The organism is Clostridium oceanicum (assembly GCF_039521385.1).
GTDB classification, from domain to species: Bacteria; Bacillota; Clostridia; order Clostridiales; family Clostridiaceae; genus Clostridium_F; species Clostridium_F oceanicum.
In genome coordinates, this window is sequence record NZ_BAAACG010000013.1 from 38,830 (window position 1) to 57,375 (window position 18,546).

The following is an 18,546-nucleotide window of genomic DNA, read 5'->3' on the forward strand; positions in this document are numbered from 1 at the left end:
GTAAAAGCATATGAAAATATTGACATTACTAATTAATATTGAAAAGTAATAAATATCAAGTAGGAATTATATATAAAAATTTAAATAATAATTAGATATAAGTTAGTATCTTATGTTAATCATTAAATTTAATTAATAATAAAATTGATTAAAAAAATTTTAAATAGTATAATGTTCAACGTGGTTACACAATATATTGTAGTAGGGAGGAAAAGTGTATGCTATATGTTGTGAAAAGAGACGGAAGAAAAGTAGCGTTTAATCCTATTAAAATTTCTAATGCTATAAAAAGTTCAGCAGAAGAAATAGGATTTGATATGAAAGAAAGCGAATATATAGATTTAACACAAAAGGTTACAAAAGAAGTTGAAAATGATTATAACGAAAAAACATCAGTAGAAGAAATACAAAATTTGGTAGAAAAAATATTAATGGATAACGATTTTAAAGAAATTGGTAAAGCTTATTCAAACTATAGAAAAGAAAGAACTACCATAAGAGAAACAAAATCAAATTTAATGAATGCTATTGAAAAAATAGGAGTAGAAACAGATAGAGATAATGCTAATGTTGGAAACAATTTTAGTTCTAAACTTTTAAGAATAGCTAGTGAATCAAATAAATGGCATAATCTAGCTGTTATGCCTAAAGAAATGGCTAAAGCACATGAAAATGGCGATATATATTATCATGACTTAGATAGTTATAATCTTACAACTAATTGTTTAAACATAGATACTGGAAAAGTATTAAAAAGAGGCTTTAATACAGGATATGGTACTATAAAACCACCAAAAAGAATAGAAAGTGCAGCAGAACTTTCATGTATATTACTTCAATCAACACAAAATGATATGTTTGGTGGACAAAGTCATGTGAACTTTGATAACGATATGGCTTTATTTGTACAACCTACAAGAGAAGAAATAAGAAGCCAAATATTGGACAACCTAAATAACCTAGGATTTGATAAAGAAAGCATACATAAAGAACAAGTAGATAAATTAGTTGAGTCAAAATTAAAAGAACGTGTACATCAAGCTATGCAAGGAATTGTTTATAATTTAAACACTATGCATAGTAGAGCTGGTTCACAAGTACCTTTTAGTTCTTTAAATCTTGGTATACCAGAAAGCAAAGATGCAGCTTTAGTATGTCAAGTATTCTTAGAAGAATATGAAAAAGGATTAGGAAAAGGAGAACAACCAATATTTCCTAATATAATATTTAGAGTTAAAGAAGGGGTTAATAGAGAAGCCAAGGATCCTTATTACTATTTATTTAAACTTGCATGTAAAGTAGCTGGAAAAAGAATGAATCCTACATTTATGAATATGGATGCAGATTTTAATAAAATGTATTTTGATAAAGGAATAATACCAGCAACTATGGGATGTAGAACTTATGTGTGTTCTAATATAAATGGAGAGGAAGGACCAGCTGGTAGAGGAAACATAGCCCCTACTACTATAAATTTACCTCGCCTTGGTATAATTGCTAAAGGTAATATAGATAAGTTTTTCAAATTACTTGATAGTAAATTGGATCTTTCAAGAGAAGCATTGCTTCATAGATATGATATTTTAAAGAAGCTAAAAGTTAAGGATTTACCTTTTGTTGCAGGAGAGAAACTAATGAAAGGATCTGAAAACTTAAAGCCGGATGACTCTATAGAACCTATTTTAAAACAAGGTAGTTGGGCTATAGGATTCATAGGTCTAGCTGAGACTTTGATTGCTCTTACAGGTCATCATCATGGTGAAACAGAGGAATCTAAAGAGTTAGGAATGAAGATAATATCTTATATAAGAGGATTTTGTGATAAATATAAAGAAATAGATAAATTAAATTGGAGTTGTTATGCAACACCAGCTGAAGGGTTAAGTGGTAAATTTATTCTTCAAGATAAAGCTAGATTTGGAGAAATAAAAGGAGTTACAGACAAAGAATACTATACAAATAGTTATCATATACCTGTAGGTTTTAATATATCTATTAAGAAAAAAATAGATATAGAAGCTCCATATCATAAAATGTGTAATGGTGGGCATATAACTTATATAGAATTAGACGATTACCCAGATGAAGGTGTAGTTGAAGACATAGTAAAATATGCTTATACAGATACTAATATATCATATATGGGAATAAACTTTCATATAAAATATTGTAGAGAATGTGGAACATATTTAGCTGTTGAAGAAAATACATGTAGTAGTTGTGGAAGTACTAATATACAAGGTATATCTAGAGTAACTGGTTATTTAAGCTTAGATGAAAGATTTGGAGCTGGAAAAGTAGCAGAAAGAAAAGATAGAACAGCTAATAACTCAAAGCATAAAAGAATTTATAATATATAATAATTAATTGGAAGTGTTTATTATGAATAGGCATAGTTATTTACAAGTTGCAGGATTTTTAGATAACTCATTGGTAAATGGAAAAGGACTTAGATCTGTTTTATTTGTATCAGGATGTTATCATAACTGTAAAAATTGTCAAAATAAAGAAATGCAATCTATTTATTATGGTGACAAAGTAAATGTTGATGATGTATTAAATAGAATAAAAAATAATCTCCCATTAATTAAAGGAGTTACTTTTAGCGGAGGAGAACCTTTTGAACAAGCTGAAAATTTAGCTCTTTTAGGTGGAAAATTAAAAAAGTTAAATTTAGATTTATGGTGTTATAGCGGATATACTTTTGAATATATAAAAGATAACATGCATAATAAAAAAGGATGGAAAGATTTAATTCAATCCATTGATGTTTTAATTGATGGAAAGTATGAAGAAAAAAATAATATTAAAGGCTTAAAATATAGAGGTTCTTCTAATCAAAGAATAATAGATGTAAAAGAAACTTTAGAAAAAGGTAAAGTAGTTTGTCTTAAATATTTCTAATAGCTATAAAAATTATAGGTTAAATTAAGATTTTGTAAGTCTTAATTTAACCTATTTTAATTTTAAGATATAGACTAGATTTTTTTTACCTGAAATGTTTTTGTCTATATTTATAAAATTTTTAGATACCTTTATGTTATTTTTTGTATGGTATAAAAATTTTTCAATTCCATCTAATTTCATTGTTACATTATCTGTTTTAAAATGCATAGGTATTATTATATTACTATTTATTTTTTTACATAAAAAAGCAGCTTCTTTACCATTTAAAGTGAAATTTCCTCCTACAGGTATAAGTAATATATTTATGTTTTTTAGTATATCTAAATAATTATCATCTAGAATATGTCCTAAATCTCCTAAGTGGCATATATTATATCCATCTATATTAAATTTAAATATAATGTTTTCACCACGTTTCATACCCTTTAATTTATCGTGATAGCTTTTTATACCTAATATTTTTATATCTTTATAATTAAAAACACCAGCAGTATCTATTATATTACAATTTTTGTTTAATTTATTCTTATAATTATGATCAAAATGATGATGACTTATTGTTACTAAATCTGTGGAGATCTTATTTGAAGGATATCCTATATTAGGTGGAAAAGGATCTGTAACTATTTTCGTACCATTACTACTTTCCATTAAAAAGGAAGAATGACCTAACCATGATAGTTTCATTTAAATCAATCCTTAAATTTTATTTATATATAATATGTGCAAAATTTATATTATATATTTATAATTTCTCCATTTAAGTTTAAAAAAATAGTATATATAAAAACTTTTATAATAACTAAGTTTAAGAGAGATTAAATAGTTATTTTATTGTAATATAGTTGTAAAAAGTAAACAGCTTTTATAAAATATTAAATTTTATGCTCGATAATACAAGGGAAGCAAACTAGAATAGGAGGTGTATTATTATCTATGAATAATAATATAAAAAAGAAGAGTTTTATAGTATTATTTTTAATGTTATTTATGTGTATTTTTTCTTATAATACTGTAAATGCAGAAGCTGTGACAAAGGATTTAGGAATAAAAACTAATGTTTCAGCTAATTATAGCTGGACTGTAAGATTTAATAGAAATGTAGAAAAAAGTACAGTTAATAATAAAACTATAAAAGTTAAAGATTCTTTAGGAAAAGAAGTAGCTGTAAACTTAGTATCTGATGGGAAAACTGTAAAGATAAGTCCAATAAAACCTTATAAGTATAAAGAAGCTTATGACATTAATGTAGAAAATGTAAAATGTGTATGCGGTGAGGATTTATCTCAAAAGGTACATATGAGATTTATAGTAAAAGAAGATCCATCTAAAGAGATAAAATCAATAAATAACATAAACATAACTGTAGATAAAGGACAAGCTTATAAATTACCAACTACAGTAAAAGCTGTATTTAAAGATGGATCTGTAAAGTCAGTTCCAGTTAGTTGGAATCCTAAAAATGCAGATACTTCTACAGCAGGATTACATATTTATTTAGGAACAGTTCTAGGATATAGTAGTAAAGTTAAACTGAATTTAAATGTAAAGACTAATAAACCAGTTATATGTATAGATCCAGGTCATGGTGGAAGTGACTCAGGAGCTGTAGGACCTAATGGAATTAGAGAAAAAGATATAACATTAAAAGTAGGTTTAAAAGTAGGTAATATATTAAAACAAAGAGGAATAAATGTAGTTTATACTAGAACTACAGACAAAAGATTAGGACCAACAGAAACAGCGGATTTACAAAAAAGATGTGATATAACTAATAATGCTAATGCAAAATATATGATAAGTATACATTGTAATTCTTTTGATGCATCTAGTGCTCATGGAACGGAAACTTTTTATAAGCCTGGTGATAGGGAAGGACAAAGATTAGCAGCTGCTATACAAAGACATATAGTAGAGGATTTAGGAACTTATAATAGAGGTATAAAGGATGGTTCATGGTTATATATTGCAAGACATACTAGTTCTACAACTGTTCTTACAGAGCTTGGATTTATAAGTAATCCTAGAGAAGAAAATATGCTTAAGAGTGATAGCTATCAAAATAGATATGCTAATGCTATAGCAAAAGGTGTATTTGAAGTTTTAGGTATGTAGCTTCTGATTGTATAAATTAAAAAAAATAACAATAAAAGTAATTGACAATGAAAAGTAAGTATACTATAATAACTTAAAAGCTGTGATTAGGAAGAGTATTTAAATTGATTTCTTAAAGAGAGCAGGGAGTGGTGTAATCCTGTAGAATAGATTTAAAGAAAATCGCCTAGGAGCTGGAAACTGAAATTTTAGTAAGTATTCTCGTAATTCTGCGTTAAAGAATAGGATATAATAAAGTTATTAGTCTTGTTGTATTTTAAAGTAACTTTTTATGGTATCTGAAACTTTAGTACCTTATGGGTGGTATAAACGAATTTTAAACTTCGTCCTATTATGGATGAAGTTTTTTTAATTATATAGTAAGTAATGTATAGTAAGGAGGAAAAGCTATGTATAAAAAAATTGATTCTTCTAAAAGTTTTGTAGACAGAGAAAAAAATATATTAGATTTATGGAAAGAAAATAGTATTATTGAAAAAAGTTTTGATTTAAACCAAGATGGTGAGTATTTTACCTTCTATGATGGACCTCCTACAGCTAATGGAAAACCACATGTAGGTCATATACTTACAAGAGTTATGAAAGATTTAATACCTAGATATAAAGTTATGAAAGGGTATAAAGTTATAAGAAAAGCAGGATGGGATACTCATGGTCTTCCAGTAGAACTTGAAATAGAGAAAAAACTTGGAATATCAGGTAAACCACAAATAGAAGAATACGGAATAGAAAAATTTGTTACAGAATGTAAAGAAAGTGTATTTAAATATACTTCTCTTTGGAAAAAAATGTCTGAGAAAATAGGATTCTGGGTTGATATGGATGATCCATATATAACATACGACAATAATTACATAGAATCAGTATGGTGGGCACTAAAAGAAATGTGGAATAAAGAACTTTTATATAAAGGTCATAGAGTAACACCATATTGCCCAAGATGTGGAACAGCTTTATCATCTCATGAAGTTGCACAAGGATATAAAGATGTTAAAGAAGCTACAGCTTTTTGTAAGTTTAAAATTAAAGGGGAAAATAAATATTTCCTTGCATGGACAACAACTCCTTGGACATTACCAAGTAACGTAGCACTAGCTATAAACAGATCTTATACTTATGTAGAAGTTATAAATAATGAAGAACACTTAATATTAGCTAAAGACCTTCTAGATCAAGTAATAGAAGGAGAATATGAAATAGTTAAAGAGTTTAAGGGATCAGAAATAGAAGGAGTAGAGTATGAACAATTATTTAAATTTGAAGTTCCAGAGAAAAAAGCATTTTATATTGTTCATGCAGACTATGTAACTCTTACAGATGGTACAGGAATTGTACACACAGCACCAGCTTATGGTGATGATGATAGTAAAACTGGTAAAAAATATGATCTTCCACTTATAAATTTAGTTGATGCAGAAGGAAATTTTGTGGATTCAGTAGAGCCTTGGAAAGGTATGTTTGTTAAAAAAGCAGATCCTAAAATTCTTGAATATTTAAAAGAAAATGGAATGCTTTATAAATCAGAGAAGTTTACACATTCATATCCACATTGTTGGAGATGTAAAACACCACTTCTTTACTATCCAAAAGATAGTTGGTTTGTAAGAATGACATCTCTTAGAGATAAACTTGTTGAAAATAACAATAAAATAAATTGGTACCCAGACAATATAAGAACTGGAAGATTTGGTAAATTTGTAGAAAATGTTATAGATTGGGGTATTTCAAGAGATAGATATTGGGGAACACCACTTCCTATATGGGAATGTGAATGTGGTCACAAAGAATGCATAGGAAGCAGAGAAGAACTTAGACAAAAAGGAAATAATGTACCAGAAGATATAGAACTTCATAAACCATATATAGACAGAGTTACTTTAACTTGTCCTCATTGTGGAAAAGAAATGAAAAGAACAGGAGAAGTTATTGACTGTTGGTTTGATTCAGGATCAATGCCATTTGCTCAACATCATTATCCATTTGAGAATAAAGAACTATTTGAAAATAATTTCCCAGCACAGTTTATATCAGAAGCAGTAGACCAAACTAGAGGATGGTTTTACACATTACTTGCTGTATCAACATCATTATTTGGAAAAAGTTCTTATGAAAATTGTATAGTCTTAGGTCATGTTCTTGATAAACATGGACTTAAAATGTCAAAATCTAAAGGAAATGTAGTTGATCCATTTATCGTACTTGAAAATGAAGGTGCAGATGCTACAAGATGGCATTTTTATACTTCAAGTGCTCCATGGCTACCAACAAGATTTTCAGAAGATGATGTAAAAGATACTCAAAGAAAATTCTTAAGTACATTATGGAATGTATATTCATTCTATGTTTTATATGCAGATATAGATAAATTTAATCCACTTAAATATAAAGAATTTGTATCAGAACATGTTATGGATAAGTGGATAATGTCTAAACTTAATACTTTAAATAAAAATGTTGAACAATATTTAGATCAGTACAAAATTACTCAAGCAGCCCTTGAGATACAAGATTTTGTAGATGAACTTTCAAATTGGTATGTAAGACGTAATAGATCAAGATTCTGGACTACAGAACTTAATGATGATAAAATAGGAGCATATACAACATTATATAGAGTATTAACAAGATTAGTTAAAGTTATATCTCCTTTTGTTCCTTTTGTAGCAGAAGAAATATATCAAAACTTAGTAGTTAATTTAGATAAAGATGCAACAGAAAGTGTTCATTTATGCTCTTGGCCTAAATATGATGAAAATACTATAGACTCAGAATTAGAAGAAAAAATGGATTTAGCATATAAAATAGTTAAATTAGGGCGTAGTGCTAGAAACTCTGTTAACATAAAGAACAGGCAGCCATTATCAAAAATGAGTGTTAGTACTAAATCTTTACCAGAATATTATGGAGATATAGTTAAAGAAGAGCTTAATGTAAAAGAAGTTGCATTTGGAGCTGACCTTTCTTCCTATGTTAATTTTCAAGTTAAACCTAACTTACCTGTACTTGGAAGAGCTTATGGAAGATTTATACCAGCTATAAGAAAAGCTATAAATGAAATGGATCAAATGGAATTAGCTCAAAATATAAAAAATGGGAAAGAAATTTTCATAAATGTAGATGGATGTGAAGATCAAATAAAACTTACATCTGAAAATCTTCTTATTACAATGGATGGATTAGATGGATTTGCTTTTGCAAGTGAAGCTCATATAGGTGTTGTTTTAGATACAAACATTACTGAAGAATTAAAAGAAGAAGGATACTTAAGAGAAATATTAAGTAAAGTTCAAAATATGAGAAAAGAAAGTGGATTTGATGTTGCAGATAAAATTAATTTATATGTAACAGGCAGTGAAGTGCTTAACAGTGTAGTTAAAAAGTTTGAAGAAAATATTAAACATGAAACTTTATCAGAAAATGTATATTATGACGAAAATAAAGAATATAATCTATTTAAAATAAATGGAGAAGAATATAAAATTGCTGTTGAAGTTATTAAATAACTAAGTTTTTGTCTTTAAAATAAAATTTTTATATGCATAGGATAAAAAAACTTTATTCTATGCATATTTCTTATTATAATTTGTATTAAGCATATGAAAATAAATAATAAGTTAAAGATGACAGTGGTATTTTGATAAATAAAGTAACTTAGATTTTCTAAAGTTTTTCTATAAGTAGTTTTTAAGGAAAAGTAGTTTACAAAAAACACTATTATAATGACTAGTTATTTATTTAAATGTGTCTTAAGATATAAGTAGGGGAATACTTATTGTTTAATTTGTAAAAAATATGGTTAATATAATAGTAAATAGGGAGTGATAGTATAATGCCAGTATCAATTAAAGATGTTGCTAAGGAGGCACAAGTATCTATAGCCACAGTGTCTAGAGTACTAAATAATATAGATGTGGTAAATGAGGATACTAAAAAGAAAGTTTTAGATGCAATAGACAAATTAGGATATAGACCTAATATTGTAGCTAGAAGTTTAAAAACTCAAAGATCTAGAACATTAGGTATAATAATACCAGATATATCAAATGAGTTTTATCCTGAAATAGTTCGTGGAGCAGAAGATGTAGCTAACATATACAATTATAATATAATGTTATGTAATACAGATTTAGATCCAGAAAAAGAAATGGAATATTTAAGAGTATTAAGAGAAAAGATGGCTGATGGAGTTTTATATATGAGTAATTCTTTAGAGCCTAATATATTAGAACTTATTGACAAATTAGGATTCCCTATAGTTTTAGTAGAAACAAGAGATAAAGACAAAAAACTTCATAGTGTAACAATAGATAACTTAAAAGCTGCCAAAGAAGGAGTTCAATATTTAATAAATAAGGACAATAAAAATATAGTATACATAGGAACTCATGAAGATATGGCAAATGCTGCTTCATTAAGGTATCAAGGATACAAAAAGGCTTTAGAAGAAAATAATATAGAACTTGATGAAGGATTAGTTTCTTTTGGAGGAATGAAAGCTAAAGATGGATATAACGCTATACATAATATCTTGTCAAATAAAAAAGATATAGATGCTATATTCTGTGCTTCAGATGAAATCGCAATGGGAGCTATAAATGCACTTAGAGATAAAGGAATAAAAGTTCCAGAAGATATTGATGTTATGGGATTTAATAATATATATTCAGCAGACATATTCTATCCTAAACTAACTACAGTAGCTCAACCTATGTATGATATGGGTTCAGTAGGTATGAGAATGCTTATAAAATCTATAAATAAAGAAGAACTAGAAAAACAAAATTATGTTCTTGACTATGAAATAGTTGAAAGAGATTCATGTAAAAAATAAAATATAAAAATAAAAGGTAAAAATTAAAGAGATGTGTAGTTAAGATAAAAAAAGATGTGTAGTTACGTGGCACATCTTTTTTTATTTTATCAAAAAACTTATTACCTATAAAAATTAAGGATAATGTAATCAATTTTTAAGATAATATGTTCTACGATTTATTTTGAAGACCGTAAAATTAAATGGTATAATTTAACAGAAAAGTAATATAATAATATTTTGGTTTTGCGGAGGTATGAATATGGATTATACTGAAAAGATAAAAAATATATTCCGTTATCTTTCAGAAGTAAGAAAGATTAATGATAAACGCATAACTCACGTAAAAGACTATGAAAAAGTATATACAGAAAAAGAGATTATAAAAAATAAACAATGTAGTATTAGTAATGTTAAAGATAAAGGATGGGTAATTAATATAACTAAGGATTTAGGTGAGGTTTATAATGATTTATTAAAATATTATATGGATGTAAAAGAAAAAGGAGATAGGTGGGAATTAGTATTAGGACAAGCTATTTTAGCTTGTAATAAGGAGGCTAATATACTTCATCCTATGATAACTACTACTTTAAACGTAGAGTTTGATATAAGTAGTAAAACTTTTTCTATAATTCCAAGTAAGAAATGCAACTTAGAAATAAGTATGTATGATTTTTTATCTAATGATAAATTTAATGAGTTATTAAAACTAAAAGAGTATATATTGAAACATGAAGTTAACATAAGAGACAGAAATCAAGTTAAATCTATAGTAGATGCTGTTATGGACAAAATAGAATGTTTAAAAGAATATCAATACAAACAAACAGACTCTTTAGATTTAATAGATGTAACAGATAAAATTTCAGTTTATGATTGTCCCCTTATAATAATAAGAAAGAAGAATACTAGTTTATGGACTTTTGAGCTTAATTCTATGATAGAAGAGTTAGACAAAGGATATCCTGTACCTAAAGTAGTTAAAGCTATAGTAGAAGAAAAGAAATTAACCCAGGATGAGGAATACTTCAAGCAGTGGGAGAATACAAAAAGGCAGATTCTATTTCCACTTCCATCTAATGATGAGCAAAAGGAAGTTGCAAAAAGAATAGCTGAAAATTATGGAGTTGTAGTACAAGGGCCTCCAGGAACTGGGAAAAGTCAAACCATAGCTAATTTAATATGTCATTTTCTAGCCCATGGTAAAAGAGTTTTAGTAACTAGTGAGAGAGGAAAAGCTTTAAGAGTTCTTTCTAATAAGCTTCCAAATCAAATTAAATCTTTATGTGTAAGTCTTTTAGATAACGATAAAAAGTCCATAGAAGATTTTGAAAATTCTATAAAAGATATATCAAAAAATTTATGTCAAGGAACTAAAGGATTAAAAGAAGATATAAGTTTACTTGAAATAGAGATGACTAAATGTAAAAATAAACAGAAAAAAATACTTAGTAAATTAAAAGAAATAGATGAAATAGAAAATAGAAAGATAAATGATAATGGAAAATATTATAAACTTATAGAAATAGGAAAAATGCTTAAAGAAAATAAAAAAGACTGTGATTGGATAAAAGATGAGATAAGATATGATGATATACAACCAGTTACAGATAGGCAATTTAATCAGTTTGTATCATTACTTAAAAATAATAATACAAATTACATTGTAAGCATAAATAATTTAATTTCTATAGTAGATAGATTGCCTGATTTTAAAGAATTAAAAAGGAATATAGAAAGATTAGACAAATTACAAGTTAATATAGAAAAGTATAATAATCAATTAAAAGGATGGTACATACCAGCTGAAAATAGATGTAATTATAATAACTTAGTGGAATTTTTAGATGGTTGTAAAAAAGAAATTGTTACTATAGAGAAGGATGAAGTATTTAAATCTATATTAAGTTTGTATTACAGCAGTGATATATTTAAAGAAGCTATAAATAGCTTAGTTTTAAGTTTTAATAGTTATATAAAAAGGATAAAAGAAATAAGAAAAAATATAGATAGTCATGTTGTTAAAATATCTAGATATGTACAAATAGATAATTTATCAGAAGATTATAGAAAAATGTATCATAGTATAAGTTCAAAAGGTAAGATTACTAAACTTTTTAAGATATTTAATAATAAATATGATTATATATTTAAAGAATGTACTATAGATGGGAAAAGCATAAAAAATTTATCAGAAGCTAAAATAATGAAAGACTATATAGAACAAGAAAGAATTTTCAAAATAATAAACACATTATGGGAAAACGTTATATCTAAATATATAGGAGTTAAAAACTATAGAAAAATTACTAATCCTATTGAATTAGAAAGTATATTAAAAAAGATAAGTATTATAACAGGGTGGAATAGAAACTATAGAGATAAAATAATTTCTATTTTAGCAAAAATAAGAATACCACCAGATATTGATTGGTATAAATCTAGTACTTATGACTACTTAGAAAAAAGTATTAAATGTATAGAGCGTGTTGAAGAATATAATGACTTAAAAGCTTATATTGATATTTTGAAAAAACAAATTGATGATGTAAGTGAACTAGAAGATTTAATAGAGGCAATAGATAAAAGAAATTTACTTAAAATAGAAGAATCATATTCTTACATAAATAAGATAAAAGATTCTAAAGATCATATAAAAAATATGAATCGTATATATGATAAATTAGTAAATTGTTGTCCTAAGACTTTAAAATATATAACAAGTAGTAGGGATATAAGTAAATTCACAAATTGGTCTAAATCATGGAAATGGGCTCAATATAATAGTTTGTTTAATTTTATAGATAACTTAGATGAGAAAAAACTTTTAAGACAGTTAAAAGAGCAAATGCATATGGAAAATTTACTTGTAAGAGAAATGGTTGCTAAAAAATCTTGGTATAACTTAGTATTAAATATTACAGAAAAAGAGAAAAGAAGTTTGTTTTCTTGGGTACAAGCTGTTAAAAGAATAGGAAAAGGAAGAGGTAAATTTACTTTGCAATATAGTAAATTAGCCCAAGAAGAATTAGAAAAATGTAAATCTGCTATACCAGTTTGGATTATGCCATTAAATAGAATTATAGAGAATATGAAAGTATCAAGAGATTTATTTGATGTAGTTATATTTGATGAGAGCAGTCAAAGCAATATATTTTCTATATGTGCACTAATGAGAGGAAAAAAAGCAATAATTGTTGGTGACGATAAGCAAATAAGTCCAGAAAATGTTGGAGTAGATCAAAAAACAGTTAATAACCTTATAGATAAATATTTAAAGGATATACCTCATAATCAGTGGCTTGATTTACAGACAAGCTTATATGACACAGCCCTTAGAGTATTTCCAAATAGAATAATGTTAAAAGAACATTTTAGATCTGTTCCAGAAATAATAGGGTTTAGCAATAAAGAATGTTATTCTGATATAGTTGTGCCATTAAGATATGTAAGGTCAAATGAAATGTTTAATCCTGCTATAAACTTAATACATGTATCTGATGGGTACAGAGATAAGACCAAACAATTAAATGTAAATGAAGCTGAGGCAATAGCAAATAGAGTTATAGAATGTTGTAAAAATCCAAAATATAATAATATGACTATGGGAGTTATTTCTTTACTTGGAGAAACTCAAAGTCAATATATAGAGGATTTATTAAGAGAATCACTTACAGAGGAAGAGCTTATAAATAGAAGATTAATATGTGGTGATGCTTATTCTTTCCAAGGTGATGAGAGAGACATTATGTTTTTATCTATGGTTGTAGCAGATAATGTTAAATATACAGCTTTAACTAAGGAATCTGATATAAGAAGATTTAATGTTGCCTCTAGTAGGGCAAGAAATCAAATGTTTATATTTTATTCTGTAGATATAGAAAGTTTAAGTTCTAACTGTGTAAGATATAAATTATTAAATTATTGTAAGAACTATAAAAACTATAAAACTAACTTGCCAAGCATAGAATATGTAGCTCAATCTAAATTACAAAGAGATGTATATGGATTGATAAAAAAATTAGGATATTGTATAAAACCTCAAATCAAAATAGGAAAGCATAAAATAGATTTTGTAATAGAAGGAGATAGAACAAGAGTAGGAATAATATGTGATGATGGAAATTTATTAAAATATAATACTTTAGAGGATTTATTAAAATTCCAAATAAGTATGAGTAAATTAGGATGGCATTTTTATAAGATAAGAGGTTGTGAATTCTATAGAGATCCTGATAAAGAAATAGGAAGGTTATGTGACGTATTAAATAATATAGGAATAGATAATTTAAATTGTAGACAATCTATAAAAGATGGGCTTCATGTAGTTTAAAGTAAAAACTAAATATTTCTCACCAATGCTATATTTTGTACATACTATAAAAATATAGCATTGTTTATTTGGAGAGGATTTTGTGTTATATGCTTTAATACTTGCAGGTGGAAGAGGAACAAGACTTTATCCATTATCAAGATCTGAAAACCCAAAACAATTCTTAAAAGTTATAAAGAATAAGAGCTTTTTAAGAATGACTATAGATAGAATTAAACCTTTAGTAAATATAGAGAATATATATATTGTTGCTAATAGTGATTATGCTCCCAAAATACAAGAAGAGTTACCAGAAATTAATAAAGATAATATATTTATAGAGCCACAAAATAAAGATACTGCTACATGTATAGGACTATCTGCGGTTAAATTATTAAAAAAAGATAAAGATGCTACTATGATAGTATTACCTTCTGATCATTATATAGAGAATGAAAAAGTATTTATAGATACATTAAAACAATCTTTAAAGGTGGCTCAAAGAAGAAGAGGTTTAGTAACTATAGGAGTACAGCCAACAAGACCAGAGACTGGTTATGGTTATATAAAAATGGGAAGGAAGATAAATAGTCAAGTTTCCACCTATAAAATAGAAAGATTTCTAGAAAAACCTAATGCAGAGGTAGCAAGAGATTTATTATTAAAAGGTAATTATTTATGGAACAGTGGAATGTTTGTATGGAGAGCCGATGTGTTCTTAAGGGAAATGGAAAAATATCTTCCAATAATGTACAAAAGCATGATTAATATATATGAAAAAGTAGGAACCTTAGAAGAAGAAGATATTATAAGAGAAGAATATGATATTATAGAAGGAATATCTGTTGATTTTGGAATAATGCAAAAGACGAGAAAAGGGTATGTTATTAAATGTGATTTTAAATGGGATGATATAGGAAGTTTCACAGCACTATCTAGATTTTTAAAAGAATACAACACTAATAATGTTGTAGGAAATAGCTATCTTAAAGATAGTGAGAACTGCTGTGTATTTGGAAAAGAAAAATTAATATTAGGATTTGGGTTAAAAGATTTAGTAGTAGTAGATGGTGGAGATGTAATACTTATAATGGACAAAAACAAAGATCAAGATATAAAGCATTTAGTATCAGAGCTAAAAAACAAAGAAGATTTTAGAAAATATATATAAGTTTGCAGTTTATGCAGACTTATATTTTTTTATTAAAATTAAAAAAATATTGTTATATAAATTTTTTCATACAACAATATGCCTTTATTTGATTATTAAAAATTTTATCATTATATGTTAGAATTAATATAAATATAATTTATAAATGAAAATATTTAGCTAAAAACTGTATTTTATAATATATGTAAAGATTTAAAAAGGAGATAATAATATGAGTAAAATTTTATATTACGAATGTTTTTCAGGAATAAGTGGAGATATGAATTTAGGAGCACTTATAGATTTAGGTGTAGATAAGGATTATTTAATAAAAGAACTTTCAAAGTTAAAAGTAAGCGATGAATATGATATAAAAGTAACTACTGATGATAGAAAAGGAATATATGGTACTAAAGTAGATGTATTATTAAACAATATTGAAGAGTGTAATCACAGTCATAAACATAATTTCGAAGATCATCATAATGAAGAAGTACATACCCATGAACATTCTCATGTACATGATGATAACCACCATAACACAGATTGTCATGAGCATTGTCATGGACATAGTGATAACTGTGAGAATACTCATAGTCATAGTCACCATCACAGTCATAGAAACTTACAAGACATAAATAATATAATAGATAACAGTGAATTAAATGATAATGTAAAGAAAATAAGTAAAGATATATTTTTAAAAGTGGCTAAAGCAGAAGGAAAAGTACATAATAAACCTCTAAATGAAGTACATTTTCATGAAGTAGGGGCTACAGATTCTATAGTTGATATAGTTGGAGCTGCAATATGCTTAGATTTTTTAAATGTAGATAAGATTTTAAGTTCTACAGTAGAGCTAGGATCAGGATTTGTTAAATGTGCTCATGGAACAATGCCAGTACCTGCTCCAGCAACTACAGAGATTTTAAATAATATTCCTATAATATCAGGAACAGTTCCTTTTGAGGCTACTACTCCAACAGGAGCTGCAATATTAGCTACTATGGTAAATGAATTTACAGATATTAAAAAATTTAATATTTTGAAAACTGGTTATGGAGTAGGTGGAAAAGATATAGGTGATGTACCTAATGTATTAAGGGTATTTTTAGCAGAAGATAAAAAAAAAATAGTAAACTAAAAGAAGATAAAAAACCTAAAATATTAGAATGCAATATAGATGATATGAACCCTGAATTATATGGATACATGATGAATAAATTATTTGAATTAGGAGCTTCAGATGTTTATTTTACTCCTATAATAATGAAAAAAAGTAGGCCAGCTATAAAATTAACAGTTTTATCTTCAAGTGAAAAATTAAAGAAGATAGAAGAATGTATATTAAAAGAAACTACCACATTAGGAATTAGAAAATATAGTGTTGATAAGGTTATGCTAGAGAGGAAAATACAAAAAATTCAAACTAAATATGGAGAAGTTAGAGTTAAAAATGCTTATTATGATGGTGAAATTATAAAAAGTAAACCTGAATATGAAGACTGCAAAAATATTGCTTTAGATAAAAATATATTTATGAATGAAGTTTATAATGAAGTTTATAAAAATATAAGAAGTAATGAATAAGAGAGGTAGTAAAATGGAAAAAAAATATTTGAATCTCATAAATAGTTTAAAAGATTTAAAAAGTGTAGTTTTAGCTTTTTCAGGAGGAGTAGATAGTACATTTCTTTTAAAAGCATGTAAAGAAGCCTTAGGTAAAAATGTTATATCCGTAACAGTAGTATCCCCTTATATACCTAAATGGGAAGTAAAAGAAGCAAAAGAACTTATAGAAGAGTTAGGAATTGAAAGTTATTTTTTAGAAGTGCCTATAATAGATGAAATAAAAGATAATCCAGAAAACAGATGTTATTTATGTAAGAAAGGTATATTTAAAAAGATAAAAGAAATTGCTAAAGAAAAAAATATAAATTATGTAATAGATGGAACTAATGCAGATGATATAAAAGATTATAGGCCAGGGTTAGTGGCTTTAAAAGAACTCCATATAAAAAGCCCTCTTTTAGAAAATTCTATAACAAAAGAAGATATTAGAAGATATTCTAAAGAATTAGGTTTAAATACTTGGGATAAACCAGCATATGCTTGTCTTTTATCAAGGATACCTTATAATCAAACTATAAATATTGAAGACTTAGAAAGAATAGAGAAATCAGAAAAATATTTAATGAATTTAGGGTTTAGAGCAGTAAGAGTTAGAAGTCATAAAAACTTAGCTCGTATAGAAGTTCCAAGAAAAGATAGAAAAAGATTACTTAATGAAGATATTTTAGACCAAATATATTTAAAGTTAAAAGAATTAGGATTTAAATATGTTACTTTAGATTTACAAGGGTATAAGATGGGAAGTTTAAATCAAGAAATAAAACAAAAATAATTTAACTGCTTAAATATGTATATAGACAAGAGGTGATAGAATGGATACAGAAAACTTAAAAGAATTACTTAATGAAGTTAGAGATAAGAAAATTTCTGTAGAAAAAGCAACTAATATGTTAGAAGATTTACCTTTCAAAGATTTAGGATATGCTAAAATTGATAATCATAGAGAAATGAGAGTAGGATTTCCAGAAGTTATTTATTGTGCAGGAAAGACTATTGATCAAGTTAAAGGCATTGTAGAATTCATGGATACTAAAGAAAATAATATATTAGCAACAAGAGCTTCAAAAGAAATGTTTAAAGAAGTTAAAAAAATATGTAGTAACGCTGAGTATAATGAACTTGCAAAAACTATTATTGTTAAGAAAAAGACTTTTAAACCTAAAGATTCATATATAGCTGTAGTTACTGCAGGAACTTCTGATATACCAGTATCAGAAGAAGCAGCAGTTACTGCTGAAATATTTGGTAATAAAGTAGAAAAAATTTATGATGTAGGTGTTGCAGGAATACATAGATTGTTAGATAAATTAGATCTTATAAGAGGTGCTAAAGTAATAATTGTTGTTGCAGGAATGGAAGGCGCCCTTGCTAGTGTTGTAGGGGGACTTGTAGATAAACCAGTTATAGCAGTACCAACAAGTGTAGGATATGGAGCTAATTTTAGCGGACTTTCAGCTCTTTTATCCATGCTTAATAGTTGTGCAAGTGGTGTTAGTGTAGTAAATATAGACAATGGATTTGGAGCAGGGTATTTAGGGAGTATGATAAACAGGCTTTAATTTAAGCCTGTTTTTTTTAGTTATTGTTAGCATAAAAAAACATTTTTTTAATAAACAT

10 protein-coding genes, 1 pseudogene and 1 other annotated feature are annotated in these 18,546 nt (G+C 26.7%); of the genes and pseudogenes, 10 read left to right on the forward strand and 1 reads right to left on the reverse strand.

Going from position 1 to position 18,546, the window contains the following annotated elements:
- The first annotated feature begins 218 nt into the window (after positions 1–218).
- Both ABDZ71_RS14190 and nrdG read left to right on the forward strand, forming a co-directional pair.
- Positions 219–2,360, forward strand: a complete 2,142-nt coding sequence (locus tag ABDZ71_RS14190; RefSeq protein ID WP_343762523.1) for an anaerobic ribonucleoside triphosphate reductase — start codon at positions 219–221, stop codon at positions 2,358–2,360.
- A gap of 22 nt (positions 2,361–2,382) precedes the next feature.
- Positions 2,383–2,904: an anaerobic ribonucleoside-triphosphate reductase activating protein gene (gene nrdG, locus ABDZ71_RS14195; RefSeq protein ID WP_343762525.1), complete on the forward strand. Its 522-nt coding sequence runs from the start codon at positions 2,383–2,385 to the stop codon at positions 2,902–2,904.
- 51 nt (positions 2,905–2,955) lie between these two features.
- On the opposite strand, the gene ABDZ71_RS14200 is transcribed toward nrdG, so the two are convergent.
- Entirely contained in the window at positions 2,956–3,594 is a 639-nt protein-coding gene (locus tag ABDZ71_RS14200; RefSeq protein ID WP_343762527.1) for an MBL fold metallo-hydrolase, read from the reverse strand.
- Positions 3,595–3,843: 249 nt separating this feature from the next.
- Between ABDZ71_RS14200 and ABDZ71_RS14205 the strand changes: the two genes are divergently transcribed.
- From ABDZ71_RS14205 to larB, 8 genes and pseudogenes are all read left to right on the forward strand, one after another.
- Positions 3,844–5,022 carry an N-acetylmuramoyl-L-alanine amidase gene (locus tag ABDZ71_RS14205; protein ID WP_343762529.1) on the forward strand — a complete coding sequence of 393 codons (1,179 nt, stop codon included), beginning with the start codon at positions 3,844–3,846 and terminating at the stop codon, positions 5,020–5,022.
- 73 nt (positions 5,023–5,095) lie between these two features.
- Positions 5,096–5,252: a binding site (T-box leader), on the forward strand.
- A 159-nt stretch (positions 5,253–5,411) separates the two neighbouring features.
- Complete coding sequence (gene ileS / locus ABDZ71_RS14210) at positions 5,412–8,525, forward strand: isoleucine--tRNA ligase (RefSeq protein ID WP_343762530.1); 3,114 nt, start codon at positions 5,412–5,414, stop codon at positions 8,523–8,525.
- Positions 8,526–8,851: 326 nt separating this feature from the next.
- Complete coding sequence (locus ABDZ71_RS14215; RefSeq protein WP_343762532.1) at positions 8,852–9,853, forward strand: LacI family DNA-binding transcriptional regulator; 1,002 nt, start codon at positions 8,852–8,854, stop codon at positions 9,851–9,853.
- Between the two features lie 241 nt (positions 9,854–10,094).
- Positions 10,095–14,168, forward strand: coding sequence for an AAA domain-containing protein (locus ABDZ71_RS14220; protein ID WP_343762534.1), 4,074 nt, complete (start codon positions 10,095–10,097; stop codon positions 14,166–14,168).
- A gap of 82 nt (positions 14,169–14,250) precedes the next feature.
- Positions 14,251–15,318 (forward strand): mannose-1-phosphate guanylyltransferase, encoded by a 1,068-nt coding sequence (locus tag ABDZ71_RS14225; protein WP_343762536.1) that lies wholly within the window; start codon positions 14,251–14,253, stop codon positions 15,316–15,318.
- 211 nt (positions 15,319–15,529) lie between these two features.
- Positions 15,530–16,887 (forward strand): annotated as a pseudogene (larC, locus tag ABDZ71_RS14230) (nickel pincer cofactor biosynthesis protein LarC).
- Positions 16,888–16,900: 13 nt separating this feature from the next.
- Entirely contained in the window at positions 16,901–17,701 is an 801-nt protein-coding gene (larE, locus tag ABDZ71_RS14235; protein WP_343762538.1) for an ATP-dependent sacrificial sulfur transferase LarE, read from the forward strand.
- A 40-nt stretch (positions 17,702–17,741) separates the two neighbouring features.
- A complete protein-coding gene (gene larB, locus ABDZ71_RS14240; RefSeq protein ID WP_343762541.1) occupies positions 17,742–18,488 on the forward strand; it encodes a nickel pincer cofactor biosynthesis protein LarB in 747 nt (248 codons plus the stop codon).
- Positions 18,489–18,546: the final 58 nt, after the last annotated feature.